The following is a 23,938-nucleotide window of genomic DNA, read 5'->3' as shown; positions in this document are numbered from 1 at the left end:
CTGGCAGGCCCATGGAAACCGGCTAGCCAGCCAAGGCTGGTTAATGGGATGAAAGGTCCCGTCCCCCACACCCTGTCCCATTCGCCAGCGCCATTGGCAGCGGCTTTCCCCGGGGCGTTTTCCGACTGCGTCACCGCTTTGGGCAAACGCAGCTAAGTCGCCCATGGCCGAGCCCCGACTACCCATGCTTTCCAACGCAGGCGTCTCGATATCGCCTGGCCCACGCCGAACTGCAGGCTGACGCCACGGTCCCGCCAGGCAAGACACGTCTTAAAAGCGTTTCTGACCGATCGATCGAGCCCAATGCATGGGGCTACATGGGCGTGTTTTGCGATCGGTCACCCTCTCGCTATGCGCTAGGCAAAGCCAGCCCCCGGATAGTTCTCAATAGGTTTTTGATTAGAAGAAACTCATAAAACATTGAGAAATTATCAAATACGGAAAACTATTTAATACCGGAATAGCGCAACGAATTACGCATGATGATCTGCAAATAAGTAGCAACCGCCCGAAATGGCGAGAGATATTATTTCTCGCATATTCACCGGTGCCAGCCCAGCGCTACTATTCATGACCTACCGCCTTTCGCTGCTCGACAAAAGCCCCATTCCGCCGGGCGTTTCAACCGCCCAGGCGCTTCGCTCCACCTTGGCCATGGCGCAGCGCGCCGAAGCGCTGGGCTACCACCGCTTCTGGGTGGCAGAGCACCATGGCAATCCCCAGGTCGCAGGTTCCGCCCCAGAGATCCTGGTTGCCTGGCTGCTGGCGCATACCAAGCGCATCCGCATCGGCTCAGGCGGCGTCATGTTGCAGCACTACAGCCCCTACAAGGTGGCCGAGGTGTTCAAGCTGCTATCGGCGCTGGCGCCGGGCCGCGTGGATCTGGGTATTGGCAAGGCGCCCGGTGGTCTGCCGCAGTCCACACGTGCCTTGCAAGCGCGTCACGACCCGTCACAGCCCATCAACTTCGACAGCCTGCTCAGCGATCTGAACGGCTTTTTGCGAGACGACCTGCCCGCCGGGCACCCGCTGGCTGCTTCGCGCGCATTGCCCAAACCCAGCACCTTGCCCCAATGCGTGCTGCTCGGGGCCTCTCCCGACAGCGCACAGCTGGCATCGCGCCTGGGCTGGGGCTTTTCCTATGCCGGGCATTTCAATGACGACCCTGCGTTGCTTGCCAGCACCACCGCTGCCTACCGCCCCCTCAGCGGCCAGGCGCCATCGATGGCCGTCTATGCCTTTGCCGCCGATGACCGGGCCAAGGCTGAAGCGCTGGTCGCGAATGTGCGCATCTTCAAGCTGCATTTGCCCACAGGCCAGAGCTTCAATCTGCCAAGCCGCGAAGCCGCCGCAGAGTTTGCGCAGCAAGCCGGAGCCAGTGACTACCGGCTGGAGGAGACCCACCCCCATGTCATTGCGGGCACCGCTGACGACGTGCATGCGGCGCTGACTGCCTTGCACCTGCAACACGGTATCGATGAATTCATCATCGATACCCCGGTTCCCTTTTTTGAAGAGCGCCTGGCATCGATAGAGCTGATTGCCAACGCGCAACCCGCAATGGCCGAGCTGACGGCCGCCTGAACCCTGACCGAAAGTTCACCATGAGCAAATCCCCCATCCGTTTTGGTCTGATGCTGCACGGCGCAGGCGCACACATGAATGCCTGGCGCCACCCCAGCGTACCGGCCGATGCCAGCGTCAATCTGCAGCACTACATCCGTATCACCCAGAAGGCGGAGGACCATGGCATTGCCTTTGCCTTTGTGGCCGACGGCCTCTACATCAACGAAAAATCCCTTCCCCATTTTCTGAACCGGTTCGAGCCCATCTCCATACTCTCGGCGCTGGCAGCCGTCACCAGCAAGATCGGGCTCGCCGGCACTGTATCCACCTCCTACAGCGATCCCTTCACCATCGCCCGGCAGTTCGCCTCGCTCGATCTGATCAGTGGCGGCCGTGCAGGCTGGAATGTGGTGACCACGCCGCTTGAAGGCTCGGCCCTGAACTACAGCCGCAAGCACCCCGAGCACGCATTGCGCTACCAGATTGCCGATGAATACCTGCACGTCACCCAAGGCCTGTGGGACAGTTGGGACGACGATGCCTTTGTCCGCAACCGTGACAGCGGCCAGTTCTTTGACCGCAGCAAGCTGCACACGCTCGACCACGAAGGCCGGTTTTTCCAGGTGGCCGGGCCGCTCAACATCCAGCGTTCGCCCCAGGGCCAGCCCGTGGTCTTTCAGGCCGGTTCCTCCGATGCCGGCATTGATCTTGCAGGCAAATACGCAGACGCTGTGTTCACCCATTCACCATCGCTGGATGAGACGCGCGAGTTCTCGCGCAAGGTCAAGGCCAGTGCGATCAGCCACGGCCGGTTGGCCAGCGATGTGAAGATATTTCCGGGCATCAACGTCGTGACCGGTGCCAGCGATGAAGAAGCCAACGCCAAATACGAGCGCGTGCGCAACCTGCTCGGCATCGACGAAGCGCTGGCCTACCTGGGCCGCTATTTCGACCACCATGATTTCACCCAGTACCCGCTGGATGCACCGTTCCCCGAGTTGGGCGATATCGGCCGCAACAGCTTCCGCTCCACCACCGACCGCATCAAGGCCGATGCCAAGGCGCAGGGGTTGACCCTGCGGCAAGTGGCCTTGCAGGCAGCCACGCCAAAATCCAACTTCGTGGGCTCGGGCCAGAAAATTGCCGAACAGATCATCGATTGGGTGGACGCGGGCGCCGCAGATGGCTTCATCCTGCAGTTCCCTGTCAGCACCGAAGGCCTTGACGATTTCATCGCGCATGTGCTGCCCGAACTGGAAGCCAGCGGCCGCTATGAACGCAACCTGACAGGCCAGACCTTGCGCGACCATCTCGGCCTGCCGCGCAAGGCCAGCCGGTACGACGTGGCACACGACGCTGTTGAATCCCGGCGGGTCGCCTGATGAGCAGCGCCGCCATCACCGAACCCGCCGTCCAGCCGCAAAGCGCATACCGCTTGCGGGTGGAAAACGGCATCGCCCGCCATGCGCAGAGCTTTATTGCGCTGCGCCGCGATATCCACCAACACCCCGAGCTTTCGTTCCAGGAGCACCGGACCTCTGCGCTGGTGGCCAAGGCGCTGGCCGAATGGGGCTATGAGGTGTTCACCGGCATCGCGGGGACGGGGGTGGTTGCCCGTCTGAAAAAGGGCGGGGGCGGTAAAACCCTCGGCCTGCGCGCCGACATGGATGCGCTGCCGATCCAGGAGGCCACCGGCCTGCCTTATGCCAGCCAGAATGCCGGCGTGATGCACGCCTGCGGTCACGACGGCCACACTGCCATCCTCCTGGCGGCTGCTCGCTTTCTGGCAGAGCAGGGCGCATTCGATGGCACCTTGCACCTGGTTTTTCAGCCTGCGGAAGAGTTGGGTGCAGGCGCCAAGAAGATGATCAGCGAAGGCCTGTTCGAGCGCTTTCCCTGCGACGTCATCTACGGTCTGCACAACTGGCCCGGCGTGCGCGCCGGACACCTGGGCTGCGTGGAGGGTCCGGCTATGGCATCGATCGACTACGCCAAGGTCACGATCACCGGCCAGGGCGGCCATGGCGCCGAGCCGCACCAGGCCGTCGATCCGATCCTGGCAAGCGCACATGTGATCACCGCCTTGCAAAGCGTGGTCTCCCGCAACGTCGATCCGCTGGAGATGGGCGTGGTCACGGTGGGCTCCATCCACGGTGGCCATGCGGCCAATGTCATCCCCGATCAGGTGGAGTTGCAGCTGACGGCGCGCTCGTTCAAGCCCGAGGTGCGCAGCACGCTGAAAAACCGCTTGCAGGCCGTGGCGCAAGCCCAGGCGGAAAGCCTCGGGGCGCAGGCCCATGTGGATTTCAAGAATGGCTTTCCGCCGGTCATCAACCATGTGCAGGAAACACTGTTTGCGCGCGATGTGGCCAAGGATGCGCTGGGGGAGGATTTTGTGGATTCGCACTTTCGCCCCCGCACTGCCAGCGAGGATTTTGCCTACCTGCTGCAGGCCAGGCCCGGCAGCTTCCTGTTTCTGGGCAATGGCGAAAGCGCGTCTCTGCACAACCCCCGGTATGACTTCAATGACGCCATTTTGGCGCCGGCCGCCGCTTACTGGGTGCACCTGGTAGAGCGCTTTCTCGCCCCATGATTTCAGGAGTTCTCATGCGCTCTGACCTCTTTGTCTACACCAGCCTGCAAGACCCGCGTGCCCTGCCTTTGATTGAAGAGCTGGGCCGGGAGTATGAAAGCCGCTATGGCGATTTCTATCTGCAGGAATCCGCTGTTCCGGAAATCGAACGTTACCCGGCCGAGGTGTTCACACCGGCCCAGGGGGGCAATTTCCTGTTGCTGCTGCGCAAGGGGCGCGCGGTCGCAGGGGGCGCCTTCAAGCGATTGGATGCGGATACCGCAGAGTTCAAACGTATCTGGACGGACAGCAGCCTGCGCCGGCAGGGGTTGGCGAGATCGGTTCTGGTCGAGCTCGAAGCGCAGGCCTTGCGCCAGGGCTACCAACGGGTCTATCTCACCACCGGCTTTCGCCAGCCGGAAGCGGTGGGACTGTACCTGGGCCATGGCTACCGGCGTCTGTTCGACCCCACTGCAGATCTGCAGGCATTGCGAAAACTGCCTTTTGAGAAGCAGCTGTCATTGGCGCCCCGCAACCATCCACCGCTGCCTTCCACCCCCGCACTGCAAGCACCCATGCTCTCCGGTGTCTGAGCCCACGTAAAAAGAACTGCACCATGAACACCACCACCCTGGCTCCGCCCAACGTCGCCATCGAGCAAGCGCCCGCCGCGCCAGCACCGGCGCCTGCGTCACGCCGCCGCGACTATGCTTCGCTGCGCATTGTTCCGGCGCGTTACCCTGCACGCACCGTTGGCACCATCATTTCACTGGTGCTGATGGGCGCCGTCCTCAACTCGGTACTCGGCAACCCCCGCTGGGGCTGGCCGGTGTTTGCAGAATGGTTTTTTGCCGAACCGGTGCTGGTGGGTCTGGGCCGCACCCTGGTGCTGACCGCGCTGGGGGCGGCGCTGGGCTTCACGCTGGGCACCGGTCTGGCACTGGCCCGCGTCTCGCGTTCGCCCCTGCTGCGCGCACTGGCCTGGACCTTTGTCTGGATCTTCCGCTCCATCCCGCTCATCGTGCTGCTGCTCATACTGAACAACCTGGGCTATCTGTACGAGACGGTATGGCTGGGCGTGCCTTTCACCAACATCACCTGGGCCGAGTGGAGTACCACCCAGCTGGTCACACCGTTTTTGGCGGCGGTGATCGGCCTGACCTTGAACCAGGCGGCCTATTCCTCCGAGATCATCCGTGGCGGCATCCTGTCGGTGGACCAGGGCCAGCATGAGGCCGCCGCTGCACTGGGCCTGCCGCGCCGCCACCAGGCCTTCCGCATTGTGCTGCCCCAGGCCATGCGCTCCATCCTGCCGTCTGCATTCAACGACATCATCGGCCTGGCCAAGGGCACCTCCAACGCCTACATCCTGGCCTTGCCCGAGCTGTTCTACACGATCCAGATCATCTACCGCCGCAACCTGGAAGTGATCCCCCTGCTGATGGTGGCAACCGTCTGGTACCTGATCATTCTCTCGGTGCTCTCCATCATTCAGACGCAAGTCGAGCGCCACTACGCACGCGGCGCGCTGCGCCAGTTGCCGCCCACCTTGCTGGGCCGTGCCTGGGCCTGGCTGCGTCCTGCGCCGGTGCCCTCGGTCGACGCAGCCCCGGCCGCTGCAGACGAGCCCCCGGCACGCGCCGCTGCATGGACCCACTCCCACTCCCGGGGTGGGCAGGTCGAGGTACAGGCGGTCTCCAAAAGCTACAACGGTGTTCGCGTGCTCAACCATGTATCGCTGCACGTCCCTTCGGGTAGCGTAACAGTCATTCTGGGCCAGTCGGGTTCGGGCAAGTCCACCTTGCTGCGCTCCATCAACCATCTGGAGCGGGTGGACAGCGGGTTCATCGCCATCGATGGTGAGCTGGTGGGCTACCGCCAGGAGGGGGACACCTTGTATGAACTGAAGGAAAAGGACATCCTCTCCCGCCGCGCCGATGTGGGCATGGTGTTCCAGAACTTCAACCTCTTCCCGCACCTGAGCGTGCTCGACAACGTGGCGGAGGCGCCTGTCTCGGTACGGGGCCTGCCCCGGGCCGAAGCCCAGGCCCTGGCCCGGGAACTGCTGGCGCGTGTTGGCCTGGCGCACAAGGCAGACGCCTTCCCCCGCCAACTGTCCGGCGGTCAGCAGCAACGCGTGGCCATTGCCCGGGCGCTGGCCCTCAAACCCAAAGTGCTGTTGTTTGACGAGCCCACCTCGGCCCTGGATCCGGAGCTGGTCAACGAGGTGCTCGACGTGATCAAGGAGCTGGCCCGCACCGGCACCACCTTGCTCATCGTCACCCATGAAATCGGCTTTGCCCGTGAGGTGGCAGACCACGTGGTTTTCATGGACCAGGGCCGCATCATCGAAAGCGGCCACCCCGACAAGGTGCTGCAGCAGCCCGATCAGCCGCGCCTGCGCGAGTTCCTTGCCAAGGTGCTGTAGACCGCACAACCCCTCCCTCCCACTGACATCGAAGAATCGAGAATATGCAACGTCGTCATCTGATCCACACTGCAGTCGCCGCGCTGTCCCTGCTTGCGCTGCCTTCCTGGGCGCAGTCCGCCGCCCCCGACCTCAGCCCCGAGCAGGCAGGCCGCCCTCGGTCCGACAAGGTGGACGAAGCCATCCGCCTCCTCAACCCCCAGTTCAAGTTTGCCAAGGAAGGTGCGCTCGTGGTGGGCACCACCACGGGCCGCCTGCCATTTGGCGCGTACGCCACGGACAACAAGACCCCGGTGGGCAACGCGCCCGATATTGCGCAACTGGTGGCCGACAGCCTGGGCCGCAGGCTGGAGCTGGTTTCGGTGGCCTGGGCCGACTGGCCTCTGGGCCTGCAATCGGGCAAGTTCGATGTCGTGATATCCAACGTCACGGTGACCGAGGAGCGCAAGGAGAAATTCGATTTCTCGACCTACCGCAATGACACGCTGGGCTTCTACGTCGCCAAGAACAGTAAGGTGCAGGCCATCAAGGAACCCAAGGACGTCGCCGGCCTCAAGGTGATCGTCGGCGCCAGCACCAACCAGGAGCAGGTGCTGCTGCGCTGGAACGAGCAGAACATCAAGGCAGGCCTCAAACCGGTGGAAGTGCAGTACTACGACGATGATGTGGTGCTGTATCTGGCGCTGGCTTCGGGCCGCGCGGATACGTATTTCGCACCCAATGGCATTGCGGCCTACAACGCCCGCGATGGCAAGACACGCCTGGTGGGCCTTTTCTCGGGCGGCTGGCCCCAAACCGCCGAAATCGCAGTGACCTCGCGCAAAGGATCGGGCATTGCCGATGCCATCACCGCTGCGCTCAATGCGCAGATCGGCAACGGCAACTACGCCAAGGCGCTCGAGCGCTGGAGTCTGCAGTCCGAGGCCATCCCGGCATCACGTACCAACCCGCCCGGCCTGCCCAAAAAATGAAGACTGCACACACCATGTCCACCATCAAGAGCCTCCGCCGCCTGGCCCTGTTGGCCGTTCTGTCCCTCTGCGGCGCCGTACATGCGCAGACCGTGGTCGACCTGAGCCCGGAGCAAAAGGGGCGCCTGCGCGCGCCCCGGGACGAAGCGGCGATTGCCGCGATCTCCAAGGACTTCAAATTCGTCAAGCCCGGCGTACTGACCGTGGCCATCCATCCTGGCGCGCCACCGACAGGGACCTATGCCACCGATGCCAAAACCATCGTCGGCTTTGATCCCGACTTCATCCTGCTCATCGCCGATGCGCTGGGGCTGAAGCTCGACCTGCAGCCAATTGCCTGGGCGGACTGGCCGCTGGGTCTGACTTCGGGCAAATACGATGCGGTGATCTCCAACGTCGGCGTCACCGAGCAGCGCAAGGAGAAGTTCGACTTCTCCACCTACCGGCTGGGCCTGCACGGCTTCTATGTCAAGACGGGCAGCAAGATCACCTCGATCAAGGAGCCCAAGGACATTGCCGGCCTGCGTTTGATATCGGCCTCGGGCACCAACCAGGAGCGCATCGCGCTGGAATGGAACCGCCTGAACATTGCGGCAGGCCTGAAACCGGCCGAGCTGCAGTACTACGACGATGAAACGGCCCGCACGCTCGCGCTGGTGTCCGGCCGCGCAGATGTGAACTTCAACCCGAACGCGCCGCAGGCCTACCAGGCCGCCAGGGACGGGCAGATACGGCTTGTGGGCACGGTCAACGCCGGCTGGCCCAACAAGTCGGATGTCGCCATCACCACCCGCAAGGGCAGTGGCCTGGCCGATGCGGTGACGCAAGCTGCCAACGGATTGATCAAGAGCGGACAGTACGCGCAGGTGCTGGACCGCTGGAAACTCGCCGAAGAAGCGCTGCCTCGCTCGGAGACCAATCCGCCGGGACTGCCCAAGTTCTGATCGGCGCCCGCAACCTTTTCCCATAGGCCTGTCCATGCGCATCCATATCTCCCGCATCGCTTTCCTCACGCCGGGCAACCATGCGGAGGACGCGCCCTGGTCCGGGCTTGAGCACACCTTGCAATTGTTGGAATACGGGGAGCAACTGGGCTTTGACGGGGGCTGGGTACGGCAGCGCCATCTGGAGCCTGCTGTGTCGTCCGCCTCCACGTTGCTGGCCGCAGCCACCCAGCGCACAGAACGCATGGAGCTCGGTTGCGCCGTCATTCAGCTGGGATACGAAAACCTTTTCCGGCTGGCGGAAGACCTCTCCACCGTGGATGTGCTCTCGCAGGGCCGGCTCCAGGTCGGCGTGAGCGCCGGGGCGCCCAACCATGGAGACCTGCTGGGCGCGCACCTGTATGACGGTGATCCCGCACACATCGACTTCTCGCATGCGCGCGTCACGCGCCTGCGCAGCAAGCTGCAGAGGCAGCCTCTGGGGCCCGAAGGCGCCGTGGTGCAATCGCCGGCCGGCCAGCACATTCCCCGCATCTATCCCCATGCAGCAGGTCTGGCGCATCGGCTGTGGTATGGCGGCGGCTCGCTGCATTCGGCGGAATGGGCGGGTCGCAACGGCTTGCATCTGCTGATCGGCAACCTGAACCGGGGCGAGCACAGCGACCATTTCTTCGAGACGCAACTGGCCCAGTTGCAGCGCTTTCGCAACCACTGGACGGCGCCACACGCGCCGCGGGTCGCCCTGGGCCGGGTGATCGTGCCCACCGACAGCGCCGGCAGTGACAGCCGCAAGCGCTATGAGGCCTTTGCACAGAGCCGCCATGCACGCACACTGGCACCTCAGGGCGAGCGCCGGGTGCTGTTTGCCCGCGATCTGGTCGGAAGCAGTGCGCAAATTCTGGAGTCGCTCCTGGTGGACCCGGTTCTGCCCCTGGTCGACGAGCTGCGGCTGGAGCTGCCCTACAACCTGCCGCATGAGGACTACCTGCAGATCCTGAGTGATTTCACGGAGCGCATTGCGCCTGCGCTGGGCTGGCAATACCACCACGCACAGCAGACGGTGGGTGGCTGAACGCAGCGATGCACAAGCCGATGGTGGCGGTCCGTGTGCGTCATCGCGGCAATGCGGTCTTCGCTCCGCCGGACCGCCTGGTGGTCATCTTCCACGCCCACCCGCTGTCATCAAAACCGCCAGCAGCCCAGCGGCTTTGCCTGCGCCAGGTTGGCATCGCCCGCAGCGCAGAGGCCAGCGCGCTTCTGGGCGCAGCGGCGGGCTCAGTGTTCCCCATAGCGATGCAGAAGGCGGCTGCGCAATGTCTCTGCGGAAGGGCTGAGGCTGCGGTCACGGCGTTGTAGCAGGCCAATGGTGCGCCACACCTCAGGGGAGACCAGCGGCACGCCGCGAATCTGCGCGGGTTGGGGGTGCAGCGCGAGCTGGGGCATGACCGCCAGCCCCAGTCCGGCCTCGACCAAAGCCAAGGCGCCCGACAGATGGTTGCATTCATACCATGCGACAGGCTGGTCCGGCAATTGGGCAACGATCTGGTCCAGCAGCAAGCGGTTTTCGCTTTGCCGGGAGACGGAGACCAGCCGCTGGCCCGCCAGCTCCATCCATGCAACGCTCTCCCGCTTGGCCCAGCGGTGGTTTCTGGGCATCGCCAGCACATAGCGTTCGCTGGTCAGCGCCTCGAAATGCAGCGAGGGCTCCTGGCTGCCGGTAAAGCTCAGTCCAAAATCGGCCTCGCCTTGCACGACGGCGTCCAGCACCCGCTTGGCGCTCTCGTCCATCACATGCACCTGGACCTCCGGCAGGTCTGTGGCAAATGCTTTCAATACCGGGGCCAGCACTTGGGTGGCGACCGACGGGATGCACGCGATCACCACCCGTCCCCGGCGAAGCATGCGTTGGTCGTCCACCCGCTGAACGGCATCTTCGAGGCCAGAAAGCGCTCTGCGCGCCTCTTGCAGAAACTCCTGGCCGACCGGTGTGAGCTGTACATGGCGCGTGGTGCGTTCAAGCAGCCGCACACCCAGGGCCGCCTCCAGGCGTTCCACCCGTCTGCTGAGCGCGGGGGGCGACAGAAACAGCGCCTCGGCCGCCATGCGAAAGCTGGCTTTCTCGGCGGTCATCACGAAAGCCTCCAGCTCACCCATGTCGAATTTGATGCGCCCCATGCAATAGTTCCTCTTTAAATTGCAATTTACAGAATAACACTGCCTGCCTAGGATCGCGGGTATCGACAAAAGCAGGCACGCCCGGCGTGCACAGGAGACAATATGCAACTACCCCAACCGGTCGTGGCGGGCCTCATCGCGGCCGCACTTGGCATGGCCATGGGCGCCAGCCATGCGCAGGACTTTCCTCCCAAACGGCCCGTGACCCTGGTCGTCGGCTTCGCTGCCGGGGGATCGGCCGACATTGCCGCGCGCATCATCGCGAAGAAATTGAGCGAGAACATCGGCCAGAACGTGGTCGTGGACAACAAGCCCGGCGCCGGGGGGAACCTGGCGCATGGGCAGGTGGCCCATGGTCCCGCCGATGGCTCCATGCTGCTGTTTGGCTCCATCGGGCCGCTGACCATATCGCCGCATCTGATGAAGCTGCGCTACGACCCGCTCAAGGATCTGGCGCCCATCACGATGGGCGTCGTCTTTCCCAATGTGCTCGTGGTGCCGGCCGGCACCGGCATCAAGACGCTCGCGGACTATGTCGCGAAAGCCAAGCGCGAGCCTGGCAAGCTGGACTTCGCCTCCACCGGACCGGGATCGGCCTCCCACCTGGCCGGCGAGCTGCTCAACGATGTGGCCCATATCAACACCGTCCACATCCCGTACAAGGGCGGCGCGCCTGCGTTGCAGGACGTGCTGGGCGGCCGCGTCGCATCGTTCTATGCCGCGCCTCCCACCGCACTGCCGCATATCGAATCGGGCAAGCTGATCCCGCTGGCCACCACCGGACTGACCCGCCCCGCCTACCTGCCCAATGTGCCGACAGTGGCCGAGAGCTTCCCCGGTTTCAACGCGACGAATTGGTATGCCTTTCTGGCACCGGCCAAGACGCCCCAGCCTCTGCTGGACCGGTGGAACCTGGAGCTGGTGAAGGCCCTCAACGCGCCCGAGGTGCATGACAACCTGCTCAAGCACGGCCAGACCACGGCGCCGGGCAAGCGCGAGGAGCTGGGCAGGTTCATCGCCGACGAGTATGCCAAGTGGGGCCGCATCATCCAGGACCGCAAGATCACGATCGAGTAGCCCTGGCTGGGGAATCAACCATCACCCATAAGGAGACAAGCCTTGTCCATATCCCATCTTCTTCGCAGCGCCTGTGCCATGCGCTGGCAACGCCGTGCGCTGCTCAGCCTGGCGGCCAGCTGGCTGAGCCTGGGGCTGCTGGCTGGCGCAGTACAGCCTTCCACCGCCCATGCAGCCGATATTCGCGTCGTCACCTCCGGCGGGTTCTCGGCGGCCTATGACCAGTTGGTGCCCTTGTACGAGCAGGCCACCGGTCACCGAGTGATCACTGCGCGTGGCGCTTCGATGGGCAATGCACAGGACGCCATTCCCAGCCGCCTGGCGCGGGGTGAGCAGTTCGACATCGTGATTCTGGCGGACGCCGGCTTGGAGCAGCTGATCGCCGAAGGCAAAGTCCAGCAGGGCTCGCGTGTGGATCTGGCGCGCTCGATGATTGGCATGAGTGTGCGCAAGGGCACAACCAAACCCGATATCAGCTCGGTCGAGGCGCTCAGGCAGACCTTGCTGGATGCCAAAAGCATTGCCTACTCGGCCAGCGCCAGTGGAACCTATCTCGCCAGCGAGCTGTTTCCGCGTCTGGGTGTTGCCGAGCAGATCAAGGACAAGGCCAGCAGAATTCTGAGCGAACGCGTCGGCGCGGTCGTATTGCGGGGCGATGCGGAGATTGGCTTTCAGCAGGTGAGTGAACTGCTCCCGTTCAAGGAGCTGGAGTTTGTCGGGCCGCTGCCCGATGAGGTGCAGCAGCGCGTGTTTTTCTCGGCGGGGATCGCGGCGGCTGCGGCGGAGCCCGATGTGGCACGGCATTTCGTCCGCTTTCTCGCTTCTGCTGCGGCGGCTCCGCTGGTTCGCAGCACCGGGATGGAGCCTGCCGCCGCACGCTGAACCGGCGAGACGGGCCATCGTGCAGCCCCGCGTGCCGACCCGTGGCCGCCCGCCACGGCCCAACACGCAGGGCCGGGCCTTGCATCGTCCAGCCGCAAGCGCTGCGTCAGCGCCCCCCGCGTTTGCGGAAAAATCCGCGCAGCTCCCCGGAGTGCTGGGCATCGCGCAGAAACGGCGGGAGCGAGATGGCCAGCAGGCAGGCTGCCAGCGGTACGACGCAAAAAAATCCGATGAACTTGAAACCCAGCGCACCTGCAATGCTGCCCAGCACAAACATGCCGATCAGGCCTGCCGCAGTGCGCATGCGGCCCCGGTGGTGCGGTACGGGCTGCAGCGGCGCTGGGGTGCCCCGGCGGCGGCGCTGCCACCACAGAAGCTTGCCCAGCTCCATCCCCAGATCGGTGATGTTGCCAGTCATGTGGGTGGTGCGAATGCTGCCCCCCGACGTCTTGGAGCCGACCGCATTCTGCAGCCCCATCATGAAAGACAGCAACAGCACGGTCAGCGGCACCGCAAAAGGCGTCTGCCAGCTGAGCGTGGCGGCGCCCATCAGCCCGAACGGCAAAAGCATCAGCGCCTCGAGCATCAGCGGTAGCGCATACACGCTGTACAGGCGCCTCTCGCGTCCCCAGTTCACCAGGATGGCGCAGACCGCCGCCCCCACCATGAACGACAGGATGGCGCCCAACGCATTCAGCAGCATCTTCAGGTTGTCCAGCACCAGCCCATCGGCCAATTGCGAGGCAAAGCCGGTCATGTGCGAGGTGTACATCTGCAACACCAGGTAGCCGCCCGCGTTGACCGCTCCCGCATTGAACGCCAGCACCCAGCCCAGCGCGACATTGGTGGACTGGGCGCGGTGGCGGTTGGTCAGGTGGCGAAGTCGTCGCATCAAAAATACTCCAGAGGCCGACACGGTAGATAGGGTGGCGCACCAGTGCGCATAAGTGCGCTGCCAGGGTACTGCGCGCGGCCGGTCGATGCGGGGCTGCATCGGACCCAAGAGGTGGGGAGGCCGTGGACCGGGCAGCCGTTGCCGGCCAGCGCCATCGCGAGCTGCTGTAGAACCTTGGATGCGCCACGGCGCTGCGTTAGGGCATGTCTCTGTATCGGGGAGCGCGTCATCCACGCTGAGGCCACGCCCTGCAGCGCTGCACTCCGCAACTCTGATGCCCGCAGTCTCAAGATGCCAGTGCGATGGCTAGGGCGCCGGCTGGTGGCAAACCGCTTCGATGTTGTTGCCGTCCGGGTCCAGCACAAAGGCTGCGTAGTAATGGGGATGGTAATGGGGGCGCAGGCCCGGAGCGCCGTTGTCCCGCCCACCCGCCGCCATCGCCGCCGCATAAAAGGCATCCACCTGCGCGCGCGTGGGGGCGCTGATGGCGATATGGAGGCGAGCGGGTTTGTCGGCGGACTCCGAGATCCACAACGAAGGCTTGCCATCGCGGCCCAAACCCAGGCTGCCAGGCCCTTCCATTGCGAGCGAGACCCCCAGCGGCTCTAGCGCCTGGAGAAAAAAACGCTTGCTTACGGCGATGTTGGAGACGCCGATGCCCAGATGATCAAACATATGTGCTCCTGGTGATGCGCAGGCCGGTAGCGCCTGCCGTGCTGTGAGCATACCGTTGCGCGCTGAGGGCCACTGTCTCGAATACCCCGCCCCGCCTTGTTGCGCTCCAAACAGGCGTGGCCATGCATGGGGCGCTGGGGTGCTGCCCGGTCGTGCAGGTGACGGCCGAGGGGGGCCGGGAAGGTGCTCTCCGTCAGCTGGTGCCCGGGCGTTCCTGCCATCCCGTTCATGCGCTGGCGCTGCAAGGGCAGAGTGCAGCTTCCTCTGTCCTAACGGTGGGCTGCCTTGAAAAGCAGGGTGTCCTGAATGTCCGCCAGGCGTGCGCAACCCATTTGCGCCATCGCCAGCTCCACCTCTGTTCTCAACACATGCAGCATATGCGCCGTGCCCAACATCCCGGCAACCGCCAGGCTGTAGAGCTGTGGCCTGCCTATCAAGACTGCGTTTGCACCGCGCGCCAGTGCTTTGAATACATCCGTGCCGTAGCGCACGCCGCCGTCCAGCAGCAGCGGCGTTTCCGGGCCGACAGCGCTGCGGATCGCAGGAAGCGCATCCACCGGGGAGACGGTGCCGTCGAGTACACGGCCCCCGTGATTGGAGACGATCAGCGCATCAGCGCCCATCTCCACCATGGCGCGTGCGGAGCGCGCAGACAGCACCCCCTTGATGATGAGCGGCAAGCGTGTCTGTTGGCGCAGCCATTGCAGGTCGTCCCAGGAAGGTGCATTGTCGGCGAGCGCAGAGCCAAAAAGAATGCTGTCACGCATCAGATCACTCACGTGGAGTGGCTGGGGTGGAAAGTCGCGCAGGTTGGCGGCAACTACACCGGGGGGCAGCGCAAAGCCTGAGCGTTTGATGCCGGCATCCACCGTCCAGACAATGGCCTGGTAGCCTGCGTCTTCGGCGCGGCGCACCAGACGCAGGCAGTGGCTGCGCTCGGTTTGCTTGTACAGCTGAAACCACATTGGCGCGCTGCGTCCCACTTCCTGGGTAGCCGTTTGGGCCGCAACCATGGTTTCTTCCAAGGAGTAGCTGGAGAGCGTGCTGACAATGAATCCGGTCTGCATCGCCATGGCCGCTCTCGCCGTCGCCAGCTCGCCCTCCGGGTGGGCCAAGCGATGGTAGGCCACGGGCGCCAGCATCACGGGCCAGCGCAGGACCTGGGCGAGCAAGGTCTGCTGTGTGCTCGCCTGGGTCAAATCGCACAGCGATTCGGGGCACAGCTGGAGGCGGTCAAACGCTGTTCGGTTGTGCGCAAGTGTCAAGCCCTGGTCGGCGCCGCTTTCGATATGGGCCCAAGCGCTGGCTTCGATGTGCGCCATCGCATGGCGGGCATAGTCGGGCAGCGAACGGATGCCATCCGGGATTTGTGGAAATGCGGCCCGGACAGGCTCACCCAACGCATTCTGAGGGCCCGCTGCCGGGAGGTGATTGCCGGCGCCACTCATAGCTCTGACCACATGCGAAGCAGGTTGTGGTACGTGCCTGACAGGGCAGCGATGCGCGGGTGATCCGGGTAGTCCCGTGCCAGCATTTGAATGGACTGGTCCAGATCGAACAACAGCCGGCGCTGGGCATCGGCCCGTACCAGGCTCTGTGTCCAGAAAAAACTGGCGAGACGAACACCGCTGGTCACGGGGTTGACGCGGTGCATGCTGTCGCTCGGGTAGACGATGGCATCACCGGCTGCCAATTTGATGGCTTGTTCGCCATACGTGTCTTCGATGACCAGCTCACCCCCTTCATACTCCTCCGGGTGCGACAGGAAAACGGTGGTGGAGATATCGGAGCGCACGCGGATGGCAGAGTCTGGAATATGGAAGAGGGCGTTATCGATGTGATTGCCATAGGTGCCGCCCGCCGCATAGCGGTTGAATCGGGGCGGCAGGACCTTGGCCGGCAGTGCGGCTGCCAGAAACAAGGGATGGCGGCCCAGCCGGTCAAGAACCAGGTTGCCCATCTGCTTGCCAGCGTCGCTGTCCAGCGGCAATTGCTGGTTGTCCTTCACTTTCATCGCCAGATGCCCGGCGGTGGTCTTGCCATCTTGCCAGGCGATTTGCGACAGGATGTCGCGGCATTGTGCGATATCTTGCGGCGTGAGCAGGGAGGGGATACGGAGGAGCATTGGCGTAAAGCTTCCGGCGGCTGTACCGCCATCGGGTGGCTGAACCAGGTCTGAAAAAGCCCAGGTCTTTGTCATGATAGCGCGCAGCGGCGCGCTGCCATGCTGCACCGTGCCCATGAAAAAGCCCCGCGCTCGACTCTGCGCGGGGCTCTCCGGTAGCGGTGGATTTCGCCGGGTCTTAGAACCGGGCTTGCAGCGTCGCAATCACGGAGCGACCATAACCAGGGGTGGCATAGTGCGTCGAGTAGGTCGATGCATAGTACTGCTTGTTGGTCAGATTCTGGATGTTGAGCTGCAGCGCCAGATTCTTGGTGAATTTGTAGCTGGCCATCGCGTCAAAGCGCATGTAGCCGGGGATGGCGCGCGTCACCAGATGGCCATCGGTGGTGTAGCCATATCCACCCACAGCCTCGCTTTGGCCAAAAGCGCCGAGTCCCAGCGAGAGCTTTGCGTCAGGGCGGTAGTTCACCCACAAGCTCAGGCTGTGCTTGGGCGTATTGGGAAAGGCCATGCCGGTACCCGCTGCAGGTCGGCCCGCCAGCGCGCCGGACGTGACCGTACCAATCTCCGACTGCTCACTGTCCATGTAGGTGTAGCCAGCGAAGACATCCACTTCTTTGGTCACCCGGCCTGTCAGGCCCAGCTCCAGGCCGTTCACCGATTTCTTGCCCACCATCGACGCGGTGCCACCGGTCGGATCGATCACCAGTGCATTCGACGTCTCATTGCGGAAGAGGGCAGCTGTCACGCCCAGGCGCTGGTCCAGCAGGTCCCACTTGGTACCTATTTCATAGGAACGGGTCTTCTGGGGTTTGAGCAAGTCTGCATTGCTCACCGGCGTGCGGCCGCTGGTGGGGTCGATCGTCTGGCCTTCCAGGCCCTGGCCCAGGGTGCTGTTGCCAGGGGTGGAGGAGGAGCCCACATTGGCGTAAATGCTGCCGTTCGGCGCCAGCTTGTAGACCACACCCAGCTGATAGTTCAGCAGATTGTCATTGCGCTCATATTCGATATTCTTGGTATTGGTCACGCTGGTGTTGTAGTGATCCAGGCGCAGGCCGCCATTGATGATCCACTCCGGAGTCAGCGTCACGGTGTCGAATCCATAGAGCGACACGGTGTCGCTCTTGTAGTTCGTCCAGCTGTTGGCCCGTACCAGAGATCCCGTCCATGGATCATTGCCATTGGGATTGGAGAGACTGGTGCACATGTAGGGCGAGCCGCTTGCCGTGCACTGGTTGCTGTTGGCGATCGGGTTGCCATTGGCATCCACCATGCTGTAGCTGTCGACCTTGGACCGCTCGGTGGCCAGTTCCAGACCCAACGCGAAGCTGTGTTTGACACTGCCCGTATCGGCTTTACCCGTCAGTTCGGTGGCATTTTGCAGGCTGTAGGTCTTGGCGTAGCGCGAGTTCAGCCGGCGCCACACCTGGCCATTGGCGACATTGCCCTGGCTGTCGTCGGGCTGCGTCCAGGCATAGTCCTGCGTCGAGCCACTCCAGCGCAGCGTATTGCGCAGCTTGTTGGTGTCGCTGAACTTGTGCTCATAGTTCGCGGAGAATCGGTCGCCATTTTCCTTGTATTTGTCCCGTGCCGTCAGGCCATACCAGTTGTTGCGATTGCCGCCGTTGTCGGGCCGCAGGGTGAGGTCGCTGGTGGAGGCGGGTACGGTGGTCTTGTTGTAGTAGTACGGCACACCTCCATCCGGAATATTGTCAATATCCAGATGCTGGTAGGACAGCGTCAATTGGTCCGGCGTGCCCAGGCCAAAGGTGATGCTCGGTGCAATTCCCCATCGCTTGTTCGTAGGGCCCTCGCGGCCGGGAATATCGGCATCGTGTGCCATGGCATTCAAGCGGATGGCCGTGGTGTCATTGAGCACCCGGTTGATATCGATGGTGCCGCGTTTGTAGTTGGCATTGCCTGCGCTCAGGTCCGCGTTGAAGAAGTTCTCCTTGCCGGGCGCCTTGGTGGCCATGTTGATGGAGCCACCCGCGCCGCCGCGCCCCCCGTAGGCGGAGTCCGCCCCCTTGATGACTTCGACGGTCTCGATGTTGAACATCTCGCGCGAACCCGCTGCGATGTCGCGTACGCCGTCCACATAGATCGAGGATTGAGAGTCATTGCCCCGAATGAAAGGGCGGTCGCCGGAAGGATTGCCGCCTTCTCCCGAGCCCATGGTGATGCCGGGGCTCAGACGCAAGGCATCAGTCAACGTGGTGCTGCCGGTTTGCTGGATCACCTCTTGCGGAATGACATTGACCGTTTTCGGTGTGTCGATGAGCGGCGCCGTGAACTTGCCCTGCGTGGATGCCTTGGGGTTGAGTACGGTGTCCGCCGTATCCTGTACCTTGACGGTCGGCAAGGTCGTCTCTTGCGGCAGGGGCTGCTGGGCGAGCGCGTTGGCACTGATCAGGCCGAGGCCCACGGCGAGCACAACCTGCGTCAGTTCGCAGTGAAGCCCGGCACCTGCATTCAAGTTTGTTGTGTTTTGGTTCTGTGACATGGTGAGTAAAGGAGAGAAGACAGGAGGCGGGGTGTAAACCACGCGCAACTGCGAATTTTATTGCAATTGATAGTGATTCTCGGTACGGGTCTGGGTAGCAATGCGATCTTTACGTCACGACCGTGACCGCCAGGCAGGGACGCCGATGCGGCCTGTTGCTCCAAGGCAACGGGGGAGCAATCCGGGCGCCCGCCCCACCACGCTCGCGTCAGCGTTTCGCAGGCCGTGCGGCGGTGCGGAATCCCTCTGGTCTTTGATCGGCGCAGCCTCTAGAACCGCAGCCGATCCGGTCCATCAACTGCCTCGGCGTGAGCGGCGGCTCGGCCGCTAAGGATGCATCAGGTCCGGTCCCCATCGGCGCCTCTTCCTCCGGCGCGCATGCGGCCAGGCAGCGCCAGGTAAATTATTTGAAAATGAGAGTCATTAGCATTTATTTTCTTTAAAATCGCTGCTTTCCACGCGCCGGTCCCGCCTCCTGTTCCAGTGCCCTCCACCTGCTTGCCTCCGCATGAAAGCCAACGCGTCTTCCTCTTCGCAGCGGGCCTACTGGCTCAAAACCTTGCATGAATGGCACTGGGTCAGCTCCGCCATCTGCCTGGTGGGCATGCTGCTGTTTGCGGTGACGGGCTTCACGCTCAACCATGCCGGCCAGATCGAGGCCAAGCCCGCCGTGGTGCTGCGCGAAGCAACCTTGCCCGCGCCACTGCTGCAAGGCCTGCAACAGGCAGCCGCAAGCCACAAGGAGGCCCCAGACGCAGCCCAGGCACTGCCGGACGATGTGCAGCGCTGGCTGCGCACGGAGCTGGGTGCCGACACGCGCCAGCGTGCGGTGGAATGGAATGACGGCGAGGTCTATGTGGCGATGCCCCGGCCCGGTGGCGATGCCTGGGTGCGCGTTGCGCTGAGCGATGGGCAAGCCGAGCATGAATCGAGCGACCGGGGCTGGATCTCCTACTTCAACGATTTGCACAAGGGCCGCCATGCGGGCCTGGCCTGGACCTGGTTCATCGACATCTTTGCCGGCGCCTGCCTGGTGTTCTGCATCACCGGTCTGTTCATTCTGCAGATGCATGCCGGCCGCCGCCCGATGACCTGGCCCATGGTGGGCCTGGGCCTGCTGGTCCCTGCGCTGCTCGCGCTGCTGCTGGTGCACTGAGCGCGCGGCCACCGTCTTTTTATTCCGAGGAGAACACATGACAAGCACTGTTTCGCGTTTCACCGTGGCCTTGACGGCGGTGGCCGGGCTGCCGGCCGTCGCCGGTGGGCTGAATGTCGGCGTTGAGCTGCCACGCCTGGAGGTGGCCGAATACCACCGCCCCTATGTCGCCGTCTGGCTGGAGCGCGCCGACGGCAGCGTGGCCGCCAATCTGTCGGTCTGGTATGAGCTGAAAAAGCGCGATGCCGAAGGCGCGAAATGGCTCAAGGACATGCGCCAGTGGTGGCGCCGCAGTGGCCGCGAGTTGAGTGTGCCCATCGATGGCGTGACCCAGCCCACCAAGCCGGCAGGCAAGCATGCGCTGTCGTTCTCCGAAGGCAGCAACCCGCTGCCCAAGCTGGAGCCGGGCCAGTACAAGCTGCAGATCGAGGCCGCACGCGAAGTCGGTGGCCGCGAGCTGGTGAGCATTCCGTTTGAATGGCCCACCAAGCAGGCCACCAGCCTGTCTGCGCAGGGCAAGACGGAGCTGGGCGAGATCAAGCTCGAACTCAAGCCCTGATCCAACACACCCCTATTTTTGAGGAGAGTCACCATGTTTTCTGCCACCCGTATTGCCGCCGCGCTGGCGCTGGGCTGTGCCGCCATTGGCGCCCAGGCCCACAGCGTCTGGATGAAGCCTTCGAGCACCGTGCTGTCCAAGGCGGACTGGGTCACGGTCGATGCCGCCGTGTCCAATGACATGTTCTTCTTCAACCACCGCCCGCTGGGCCTGGACAAGCTGGTGATCACGGCGCCCGATGGCAGCACGGTGGAGCCCAAGAACGCCCACAAGGGCGAGCTGCGCAGCGTCTTTGACCTCAAGCCCGAGCAAGCCGGCACCTACCAGCTGGCCATCGTCAACAGCGGCGTCATGGGCTCCTACAAGGATGCCGCCGGCCAGATGAAGCGCCTGCGCGGCAGCGCCGAAGAGATCGCCAAGCAGATCCCCGCCGATGCCAAGGAAGTGCGCGTGGCAGAAAGCATCAGCCGCATCGAGACCTTTGTGACCATGGGCAAGCCCAGCCCGCTGCGCTTGAGCGGCAAGGGGCTGGAGCTGGTGCCCGTTACCCACCCCAATGATCTGGTGGCGGGCGAAGAAGCCACCTTTGCCTTCCACGTCGATGGCAAGCCTGCTGCCGACGTTGAAGTGGTACTGGTGCCGGACGGCAAGCGCTACCGCGATGCCGTCAACGAGATCAAGCTCAAGACCGATGCCCAGGGCCAGGTCAAGGTCAAGTTCCCCACCGCTGGCATGTACTGGCTGGACGCCGACGTCAAGGACGACAAGACCTCGAACCCCATCGCCAAGGAACGCCGCCTGGCCTATGTCGCCACCCTGGAAGTGCTGCCTTGATGCACCGCAGGCTGTGACGGCAGAACGCACCCACGCCAGACTGATCGCGGAGCCGCTGTGAGCACGGCGCCGCGCATCCACTATGGCGCCGGCATCTGGCAAATCCCCCAGGCCCAGGCCCGGGGACAATGCCAGCCGGCCCCGGCAGGTCCTGCGCTGGCCGGCGGCTCCTTTGCATCCCCCGCCTGGAAGGCGCCAGCGATGCACGCTGCGCAGGACGGCAGCCTGCACAGCCTGCAGGGCGCGACGATGGGCACCACCTGGTCACTGCGCCTGGCCAACCCGGACTACGCCCCGCTGGCGCCTGTGCAGGCACTGGTGCAGCACACGCTCGATGCCGTCATCGCGCAGATGAGCAACTGGGAGGCGGACTCCTGCGTCTCGCGCTTCAATGCCGCCGATGCAGGCAGCTGGCACGCGCTTCCCCCCGAGCTGGCACAGGTGCTGGATGCGGCCCTCCACTGGGCCCGCGCCTGCGATGGCGCCTATGACCCGACCGTCGGCGCGCTGGTGTCGCTCTGGGGCTTTGGCCCGCGTGCAAACCCGCAGGCGCCCCACAGCGGCCAGCCACCTGCGCAGGCCGATATCGACCGTGCGCTGCAGGTCTGCGGCCACCAGCGCCTGCAGTGGCAGCCGCAGCGGCGGCGTTTGCTGCAGCCCGGTGGCCTGCAGCTGGATCTGAGCGGCATCGCCAAGGGCTATGCAGTGGACTGGGTCGCAGAGCGCCTGCGCGCGTCCGGCTGGCCGCATGCGCTGCTGGAGATTGGCGGAGAGATTCGGGCCTGGGGACACAAGCCCGGCGGCCAGCCTTGGCGGGTAGCGGTGGCAGGTGTTGCCGGCGATGAGCCGCACGTGGTGCCGCTGGGCGATGGCGCGCTGGCCAGCTCGGGCGACCACTGGCATGTGTTCATGCACGGTGGCAAGCGTTTTTCACACAGCCTGGACCCGCGCACTGGCCGCCCCGTGGCCCATGCGCTGACCAGCGTCACCGTCTACCACCGCGACTGCATGCATGCCGATGCGCTGGCCACCGTGCTCACGGTACTGGGGCCCGAGGACGGTTGGCAGTTTGCGCTGCAGCACCAGATAGCGGCGGTGTTCCACACCCATCCCGATGCCGGACAGCCGCAAGGCCTGCGCCGCAGCACGCCGGCCTGGGCGCAGCGTTTTGCAGGCAGCATGAAGCCATGATCGATTGGATAGCAAGCCCTGCGCGGATCGCCGGCGCAGCAGGCCTGGTGGCGGGGTATGCGCTGCTGTGCTCCGGTGTGGCAGTACGCCTGTGGCGCCAGCGCCGGGCCGAGCGCCAGGAGCAGCTCGCGCTGCAAGCGGGCAGCCAGCAGGGTGCGCCGGTGCTGGTGGCCTATGCCAGCCAGACGGGCAGGGCCGAGGCCCTGGCGCATGAGACCGCACGGGTGCTGCATGCGGGCGGCTGCGCGGTGAAGCTGCGGCCGGTGCAGGCGCTGCGGCTGGCCGACTTGCAGGCCTGCACGCAGAGCCTGTGGCTGCTGTCGACCACCGGCGAGGGCGATGCGCCCGACGATGCGCTGCCATTTGTGCGCCAGGTGCTGGAGCATGCGCAGCCGCTGCCCGGGCACAGTGCCCAGGTGCTGGCGCTGGGCGACAGCGAATACGCGGCCTTTTGCGCCTTTGGTCTGCGCGTGCAGCAGTGGCTGCAACAGCAGGGCGCCAAGGCCGATGTGCTGTGCATGGACAACGGCGATGAGGCCAGCTTGATGGCCTGGCAGGGCCAGACGGCCGAGTTGTTGCAGACACTGACCGGCCAGGCTGGTGAGGGCTGGCGCCAGCCGGAGCCCGCCCAGCCCTGGGTGCTGCGCCGCCGCCAGTTGCTGAACCCCGGCAGCCAGGGCAGCCCCGTGTACCTGCTCGACTGGCAGCCGCAGTCGGGCGCGTTGCCGCTGTGGGAATCAGGCGACCTGGTATCGCTGGCGGTGCCGGCCGATCCGCAGCGCAGCCGAGATTACTCGATTGCGTCGGTGCCCGAGGACGGCCAGCTGCAATTGCTGGTGCGCCAAAGCACGCGTGCCGATGGCACACCGGGCCTGGCATCGGGCTGGTTGTGCGAGGGCATGGCTGTGGGCGACATGTTGCCGATGCGGCTGCGTGCGCACAGCGGTTTTAGATTGGGTGACAACGCCGAGCGTCCTTTGCTGCTGATCGGCAATGGCACCGGCTTGGCGGGCCTGTGCAGCCATATCCGCGCCCGCGTGGCCAAAGGCCGTGCGGACCAATGGCTGGTATTTGGCGAGCGCCATCCTGACCAGGATGCGCTGCTGGATGCGCAACTGCAGCAATGGCTGGCCGCTGGTCAGCTGGAGCGTCTGGACCGTGCCTGGTCCCGCGATGCGACCGACCCTTGCTATGTGCAGCAGCTGCTGGAGCGCCAGGCGCAGCGGCTGCAGGGCTGGGTCGCGCGCGGCGCTGCGATCTATGTCTGCGGCAGCCAGCAGGGCATGGCGCAGGGCGTCGATGCGGTGCTGCGCCAGGTGCTGGGCGCCCCCGCGGTGGATGCGTTGGCGTTGGCCGGGCGCTACCGCCGGGATGTGTACTGAGGC

Annotated in this window: 21 protein-coding genes; 15 read left to right on the top strand and 6 right to left on the bottom strand. The window is 64.3% G+C overall.

The genetic code is table 11. The features are described 5' to 3' along the window. Positions 1–570: 570 nt before the first annotated feature. Genes ACCQ08_RS03000 through ACCQ08_RS02965 form a run of 8 tightly spaced genes read left to right on the top strand, consistent with a single transcriptional unit; the run spans position 571 to position 9,553 of the window. Positions 571–1,584, top strand: a complete 1,014-nt coding sequence (locus tag ACCQ08_RS03000) for an LLM class flavin-dependent oxidoreductase (RefSeq protein ID WP_373448816.1) — start codon at positions 571–573, stop codon at positions 1,582–1,584. Positions 1,585–1,604: 20 nt separating this feature from the next. Continuing rightward, positions 1,605–2,948, top strand: coding sequence for an LLM class flavin-dependent oxidoreductase (locus ACCQ08_RS02995; protein WP_373448815.1), 1,344 nt, complete (start codon positions 1,605–1,607; stop codon positions 2,946–2,948). After that, positions 2,948–4,159, top strand: coding sequence for a M20 aminoacylase family protein (locus ACCQ08_RS02990; RefSeq protein ID WP_373448814.1), 1,212 nt, complete (start codon positions 2,948–2,950; stop codon positions 4,157–4,159). Before ACCQ08_RS02995 ends, ACCQ08_RS02990 begins: the two co-directional genes overlap by 1 nt. Positions 4,160–4,173: 14 nt before the next feature. After that, entirely contained in the window at positions 4,174–4,731 is a 558-nt protein-coding gene (locus ACCQ08_RS02985; protein ID WP_373448813.1) for a GNAT family N-acetyltransferase, read from the top strand. A gap of 23 nt (positions 4,732–4,754) precedes the next feature. After that, positions 4,755–6,566 carry an amino acid ABC transporter permease/ATP-binding protein gene (locus ACCQ08_RS02980; RefSeq protein WP_373448812.1) on the top strand — a complete coding sequence of 604 codons (1,812 nt, stop codon included), beginning with the start codon at positions 4,755–4,757 and terminating at the stop codon, positions 6,564–6,566. Between the two features lie 44 nt (positions 6,567–6,610). After that, positions 6,611–7,537: an ABC transporter substrate-binding protein gene (locus tag ACCQ08_RS02975; protein ID WP_373448811.1), complete on the top strand. Its 927-nt coding sequence runs from the start codon at positions 6,611–6,613 to the stop codon at positions 7,535–7,537. Positions 7,538–7,551: 14 nt separating this feature from the next. Further along, the gene (locus tag ACCQ08_RS02970; protein WP_312529138.1) at positions 7,552–8,481 is read left to right on the top strand and encodes an ABC transporter substrate-binding protein; all 930 of its coding nucleotides are present in this window, start codon (positions 7,552–7,554) and stop codon (positions 8,479–8,481) included. 34 nt (positions 8,482–8,515) lie between these two features. Continuing rightward, positions 8,516–9,553, top strand: coding sequence for an LLM class flavin-dependent oxidoreductase (locus tag ACCQ08_RS02965; protein ID WP_373448810.1), 1,038 nt, complete (start codon positions 8,516–8,518; stop codon positions 9,551–9,553). Positions 9,554–9,756: 203 nt separating this feature from the next. Here ACCQ08_RS02965 and ACCQ08_RS02960 read toward each other — a convergent pair whose 3' ends face one another. Continuing rightward, positions 9,757–10,656, bottom strand: coding sequence for a LysR family transcriptional regulator (locus ACCQ08_RS02960; RefSeq protein ID WP_239811035.1), 900 nt, complete (start codon positions 10,654–10,656; stop codon positions 9,757–9,759). Between the two features lie 102 nt (positions 10,657–10,758). On the opposite strand from ACCQ08_RS02960, the gene ACCQ08_RS02955 reads away from it, so the two are divergent. After that, positions 10,759–11,733 carry a Bug family tripartite tricarboxylate transporter substrate binding protein gene (locus tag ACCQ08_RS02955; protein ID WP_373448809.1) on the top strand — a complete coding sequence of 325 codons (975 nt, stop codon included), beginning with the start codon at positions 10,759–10,761 and terminating at the stop codon, positions 11,731–11,733. A 78-nt stretch (positions 11,734–11,811) separates the two neighbouring features. After that, complete coding sequence (locus ACCQ08_RS02950; protein ID WP_373448838.1) at positions 11,812–12,615, top strand: substrate-binding domain-containing protein; 804 nt, start codon at positions 11,812–11,814, stop codon at positions 12,613–12,615. A gap of 106 nt (positions 12,616–12,721) precedes the next feature. Here ACCQ08_RS02950 and ACCQ08_RS02945 read toward each other — a convergent pair whose 3' ends face one another. The 5 genes from ACCQ08_RS02945 to ACCQ08_RS02925 form a co-directional block, all read right to left on the bottom strand. Then, positions 12,722–13,507, bottom strand: coding sequence for a YoaK family protein (locus tag ACCQ08_RS02945; protein ID WP_373448808.1), 786 nt, complete (start codon positions 13,505–13,507; stop codon positions 12,722–12,724). A 309-nt stretch (positions 13,508–13,816) separates the two neighbouring features. Continuing rightward, a complete protein-coding gene (locus ACCQ08_RS02940; protein ID WP_373448807.1) occupies positions 13,817–14,185 on the bottom strand; it encodes a VOC family protein in 369 nt (122 codons plus the stop codon). Positions 14,186–14,454: 269 nt separating this feature from the next. Then, the gene (locus tag ACCQ08_RS02935) at positions 14,455–15,585 is read right to left on the bottom strand and encodes an alpha-hydroxy acid oxidase (RefSeq protein ID WP_373448806.1); all 1,131 of its coding nucleotides are present in this window, start codon (positions 15,583–15,585) and stop codon (positions 14,455–14,457) included. Between the two features lie 44 nt (positions 15,586–15,629). After that, the gene (locus tag ACCQ08_RS02930) at positions 15,630–16,310 is read right to left on the bottom strand and encodes a Fe2+-dependent dioxygenase (protein WP_373448837.1); all 681 of its coding nucleotides are present in this window, start codon (positions 16,308–16,310) and stop codon (positions 15,630–15,632) included. A gap of 178 nt (positions 16,311–16,488) precedes the next feature. Beyond that, positions 16,489–18,813 (bottom strand): TonB-dependent receptor, encoded by a 2,325-nt coding sequence (locus tag ACCQ08_RS02925; RefSeq protein ID WP_373448805.1) that lies wholly within the window; start codon positions 18,811–18,813, stop codon positions 16,489–16,491. Positions 18,814–19,321: 508 nt separating this feature from the next. Here ACCQ08_RS02925 and ACCQ08_RS02920 point away from each other — a divergent pair. The 5 genes from ACCQ08_RS02920 to ACCQ08_RS02900 all read left to right on the top strand — a co-directional run bounded on the left by ACCQ08_RS02920 (position 19,322) and on the right by ACCQ08_RS02900 (position 23,935). Beyond that, positions 19,322–19,969 carry a PepSY-associated TM helix domain-containing protein gene (locus ACCQ08_RS02920; RefSeq protein WP_373448804.1) on the top strand — a complete coding sequence of 216 codons (648 nt, stop codon included), beginning with the start codon at positions 19,322–19,324 and terminating at the stop codon, positions 19,967–19,969. A 37-nt stretch (positions 19,970–20,006) separates the two neighbouring features. Further along, the gene (locus tag ACCQ08_RS02915) at positions 20,007–20,528 is read left to right on the top strand and encodes a DUF2271 domain-containing protein (RefSeq protein WP_373448803.1); all 522 of its coding nucleotides are present in this window, start codon (positions 20,007–20,009) and stop codon (positions 20,526–20,528) included. Between the two features lie 33 nt (positions 20,529–20,561). Then, positions 20,562–21,362, top strand: coding sequence for a DUF4198 domain-containing protein (locus ACCQ08_RS02910; protein ID WP_369459011.1), 801 nt, complete (start codon positions 20,562–20,564; stop codon positions 21,360–21,362). A 201-nt stretch (positions 21,363–21,563) separates the two neighbouring features. Further along, positions 21,564–22,553, top strand: coding sequence for an FAD:protein FMN transferase (locus ACCQ08_RS02905; RefSeq protein WP_373448836.1), 990 nt, complete (start codon positions 21,564–21,566; stop codon positions 22,551–22,553). Beyond that, positions 22,550–23,935 carry a sulfite reductase subunit alpha gene (locus ACCQ08_RS02900; RefSeq protein ID WP_373448802.1) on the top strand — a complete coding sequence of 462 codons (1,386 nt, stop codon included), beginning with the start codon at positions 22,550–22,552 and terminating at the stop codon, positions 23,933–23,935. The genes ACCQ08_RS02905 and ACCQ08_RS02900 overlap by 4 nt, the downstream gene beginning before the upstream one ends. Positions 23,936–23,938 lie beyond the last annotated feature (3 nt).

This window comes from Comamonas sp. SY3 (assembly GCF_041730275.1).
GTDB lineage: Bacteria > Pseudomonadota > Gammaproteobacteria > Burkholderiales > Burkholderiaceae_C > Comamonas > Comamonas sediminis.
This window is presented reverse-complemented; position numbering and strand designations above follow the sequence as displayed.

Bases quoted from the DNA above. Each gene is read 5' to 3' on its own strand.
- ACCQ08_RS03000 (WP_373448816.1), top strand. From the start codon at position 571: ATGACCTACCGCCTTTCGCTGCTCGACAAAAGCCCCATTCCGCCGGGC.
- ACCQ08_RS02995 (WP_373448815.1), top strand. From the start codon at position 1,605: ATGAGCAAATCCCCCATCCGTTTTGGTCTGATGCTGCACGGCGCAGGC.
- ACCQ08_RS02990 (WP_373448814.1), top strand. From the start codon at position 2,948: ATGAGCAGCGCCGCCATCACCGAACCCGCCGTCCAGCCGCAAAGCGCA.
- ACCQ08_RS02985 (WP_373448813.1), top strand. From the start codon at position 4,174: ATGCGCTCTGACCTCTTTGTCTACACCAGCCTGCAAGACCCGCGTGCC.
- ACCQ08_RS02980 (WP_373448812.1), top strand. From the start codon at position 4,755: ATGAACACCACCACCCTGGCTCCGCCCAACGTCGCCATCGAGCAAGCG.
- ACCQ08_RS02975 (WP_373448811.1), top strand. From the start codon at position 6,611: ATGCAACGTCGTCATCTGATCCACACTGCAGTCGCCGCGCTGTCCCTG.
- ACCQ08_RS02970 (WP_312529138.1), top strand. From the start codon at position 7,552: ATGTCCACCATCAAGAGCCTCCGCCGCCTGGCCCTGTTGGCCGTTCTG.
- ACCQ08_RS02965 (WP_373448810.1), top strand. From the start codon at position 8,516: ATGCGCATCCATATCTCCCGCATCGCTTTCCTCACGCCGGGCAACCAT.
- ACCQ08_RS02960 (WP_239811035.1), bottom strand. From the start codon at position 10,656: ATGGGGCGCATCAAATTCGACATGGGTGAGCTGGAGGCTTTCGTGATG.
- ACCQ08_RS02955 (WP_373448809.1), top strand. From the start codon at position 10,759: ATGCAACTACCCCAACCGGTCGTGGCGGGCCTCATCGCGGCCGCACTT.
- ACCQ08_RS02950 (WP_373448838.1), top strand. From the start codon at position 11,812: ATGCGCTGGCAACGCCGTGCGCTGCTCAGCCTGGCGGCCAGCTGGCTG.
- ACCQ08_RS02945 (WP_373448808.1), bottom strand. From the start codon at position 13,507: ATGCGACGACTTCGCCACCTGACCAACCGCCACCGCGCCCAGTCCACC.
- ACCQ08_RS02940 (WP_373448807.1), bottom strand. From the start codon at position 14,185: ATGTTTGATCATCTGGGCATCGGCGTCTCCAACATCGCCGTAAGCAAG.
- ACCQ08_RS02930 (WP_373448837.1), bottom strand. From the start codon at position 16,310: ATGCTCCTCCGTATCCCCTCCCTGCTCACGCCGCAAGATATCGCACAA.
- ACCQ08_RS02925 (WP_373448805.1), bottom strand. From the start codon at position 18,813: ATGTCACAGAACCAAAACACAACAAACTTGAATGCAGGTGCCGGGCTT.
- ACCQ08_RS02920 (WP_373448804.1), top strand. From the start codon at position 19,322: ATGAAAGCCAACGCGTCTTCCTCTTCGCAGCGGGCCTACTGGCTCAAA.
- ACCQ08_RS02915 (WP_373448803.1), top strand. From the start codon at position 20,007: ATGACAAGCACTGTTTCGCGTTTCACCGTGGCCTTGACGGCGGTGGCC.
- ACCQ08_RS02910 (WP_369459011.1), top strand. From the start codon at position 20,562: ATGTTTTCTGCCACCCGTATTGCCGCCGCGCTGGCGCTGGGCTGTGCC.
- ACCQ08_RS02905 (WP_373448836.1), top strand. From the start codon at position 21,564: ATGCACGCTGCGCAGGACGGCAGCCTGCACAGCCTGCAGGGCGCGACG.
- ACCQ08_RS02900 (WP_373448802.1), top strand. From the start codon at position 22,550: ATGATCGATTGGATAGCAAGCCCTGCGCGGATCGCCGGCGCAGCAGGC.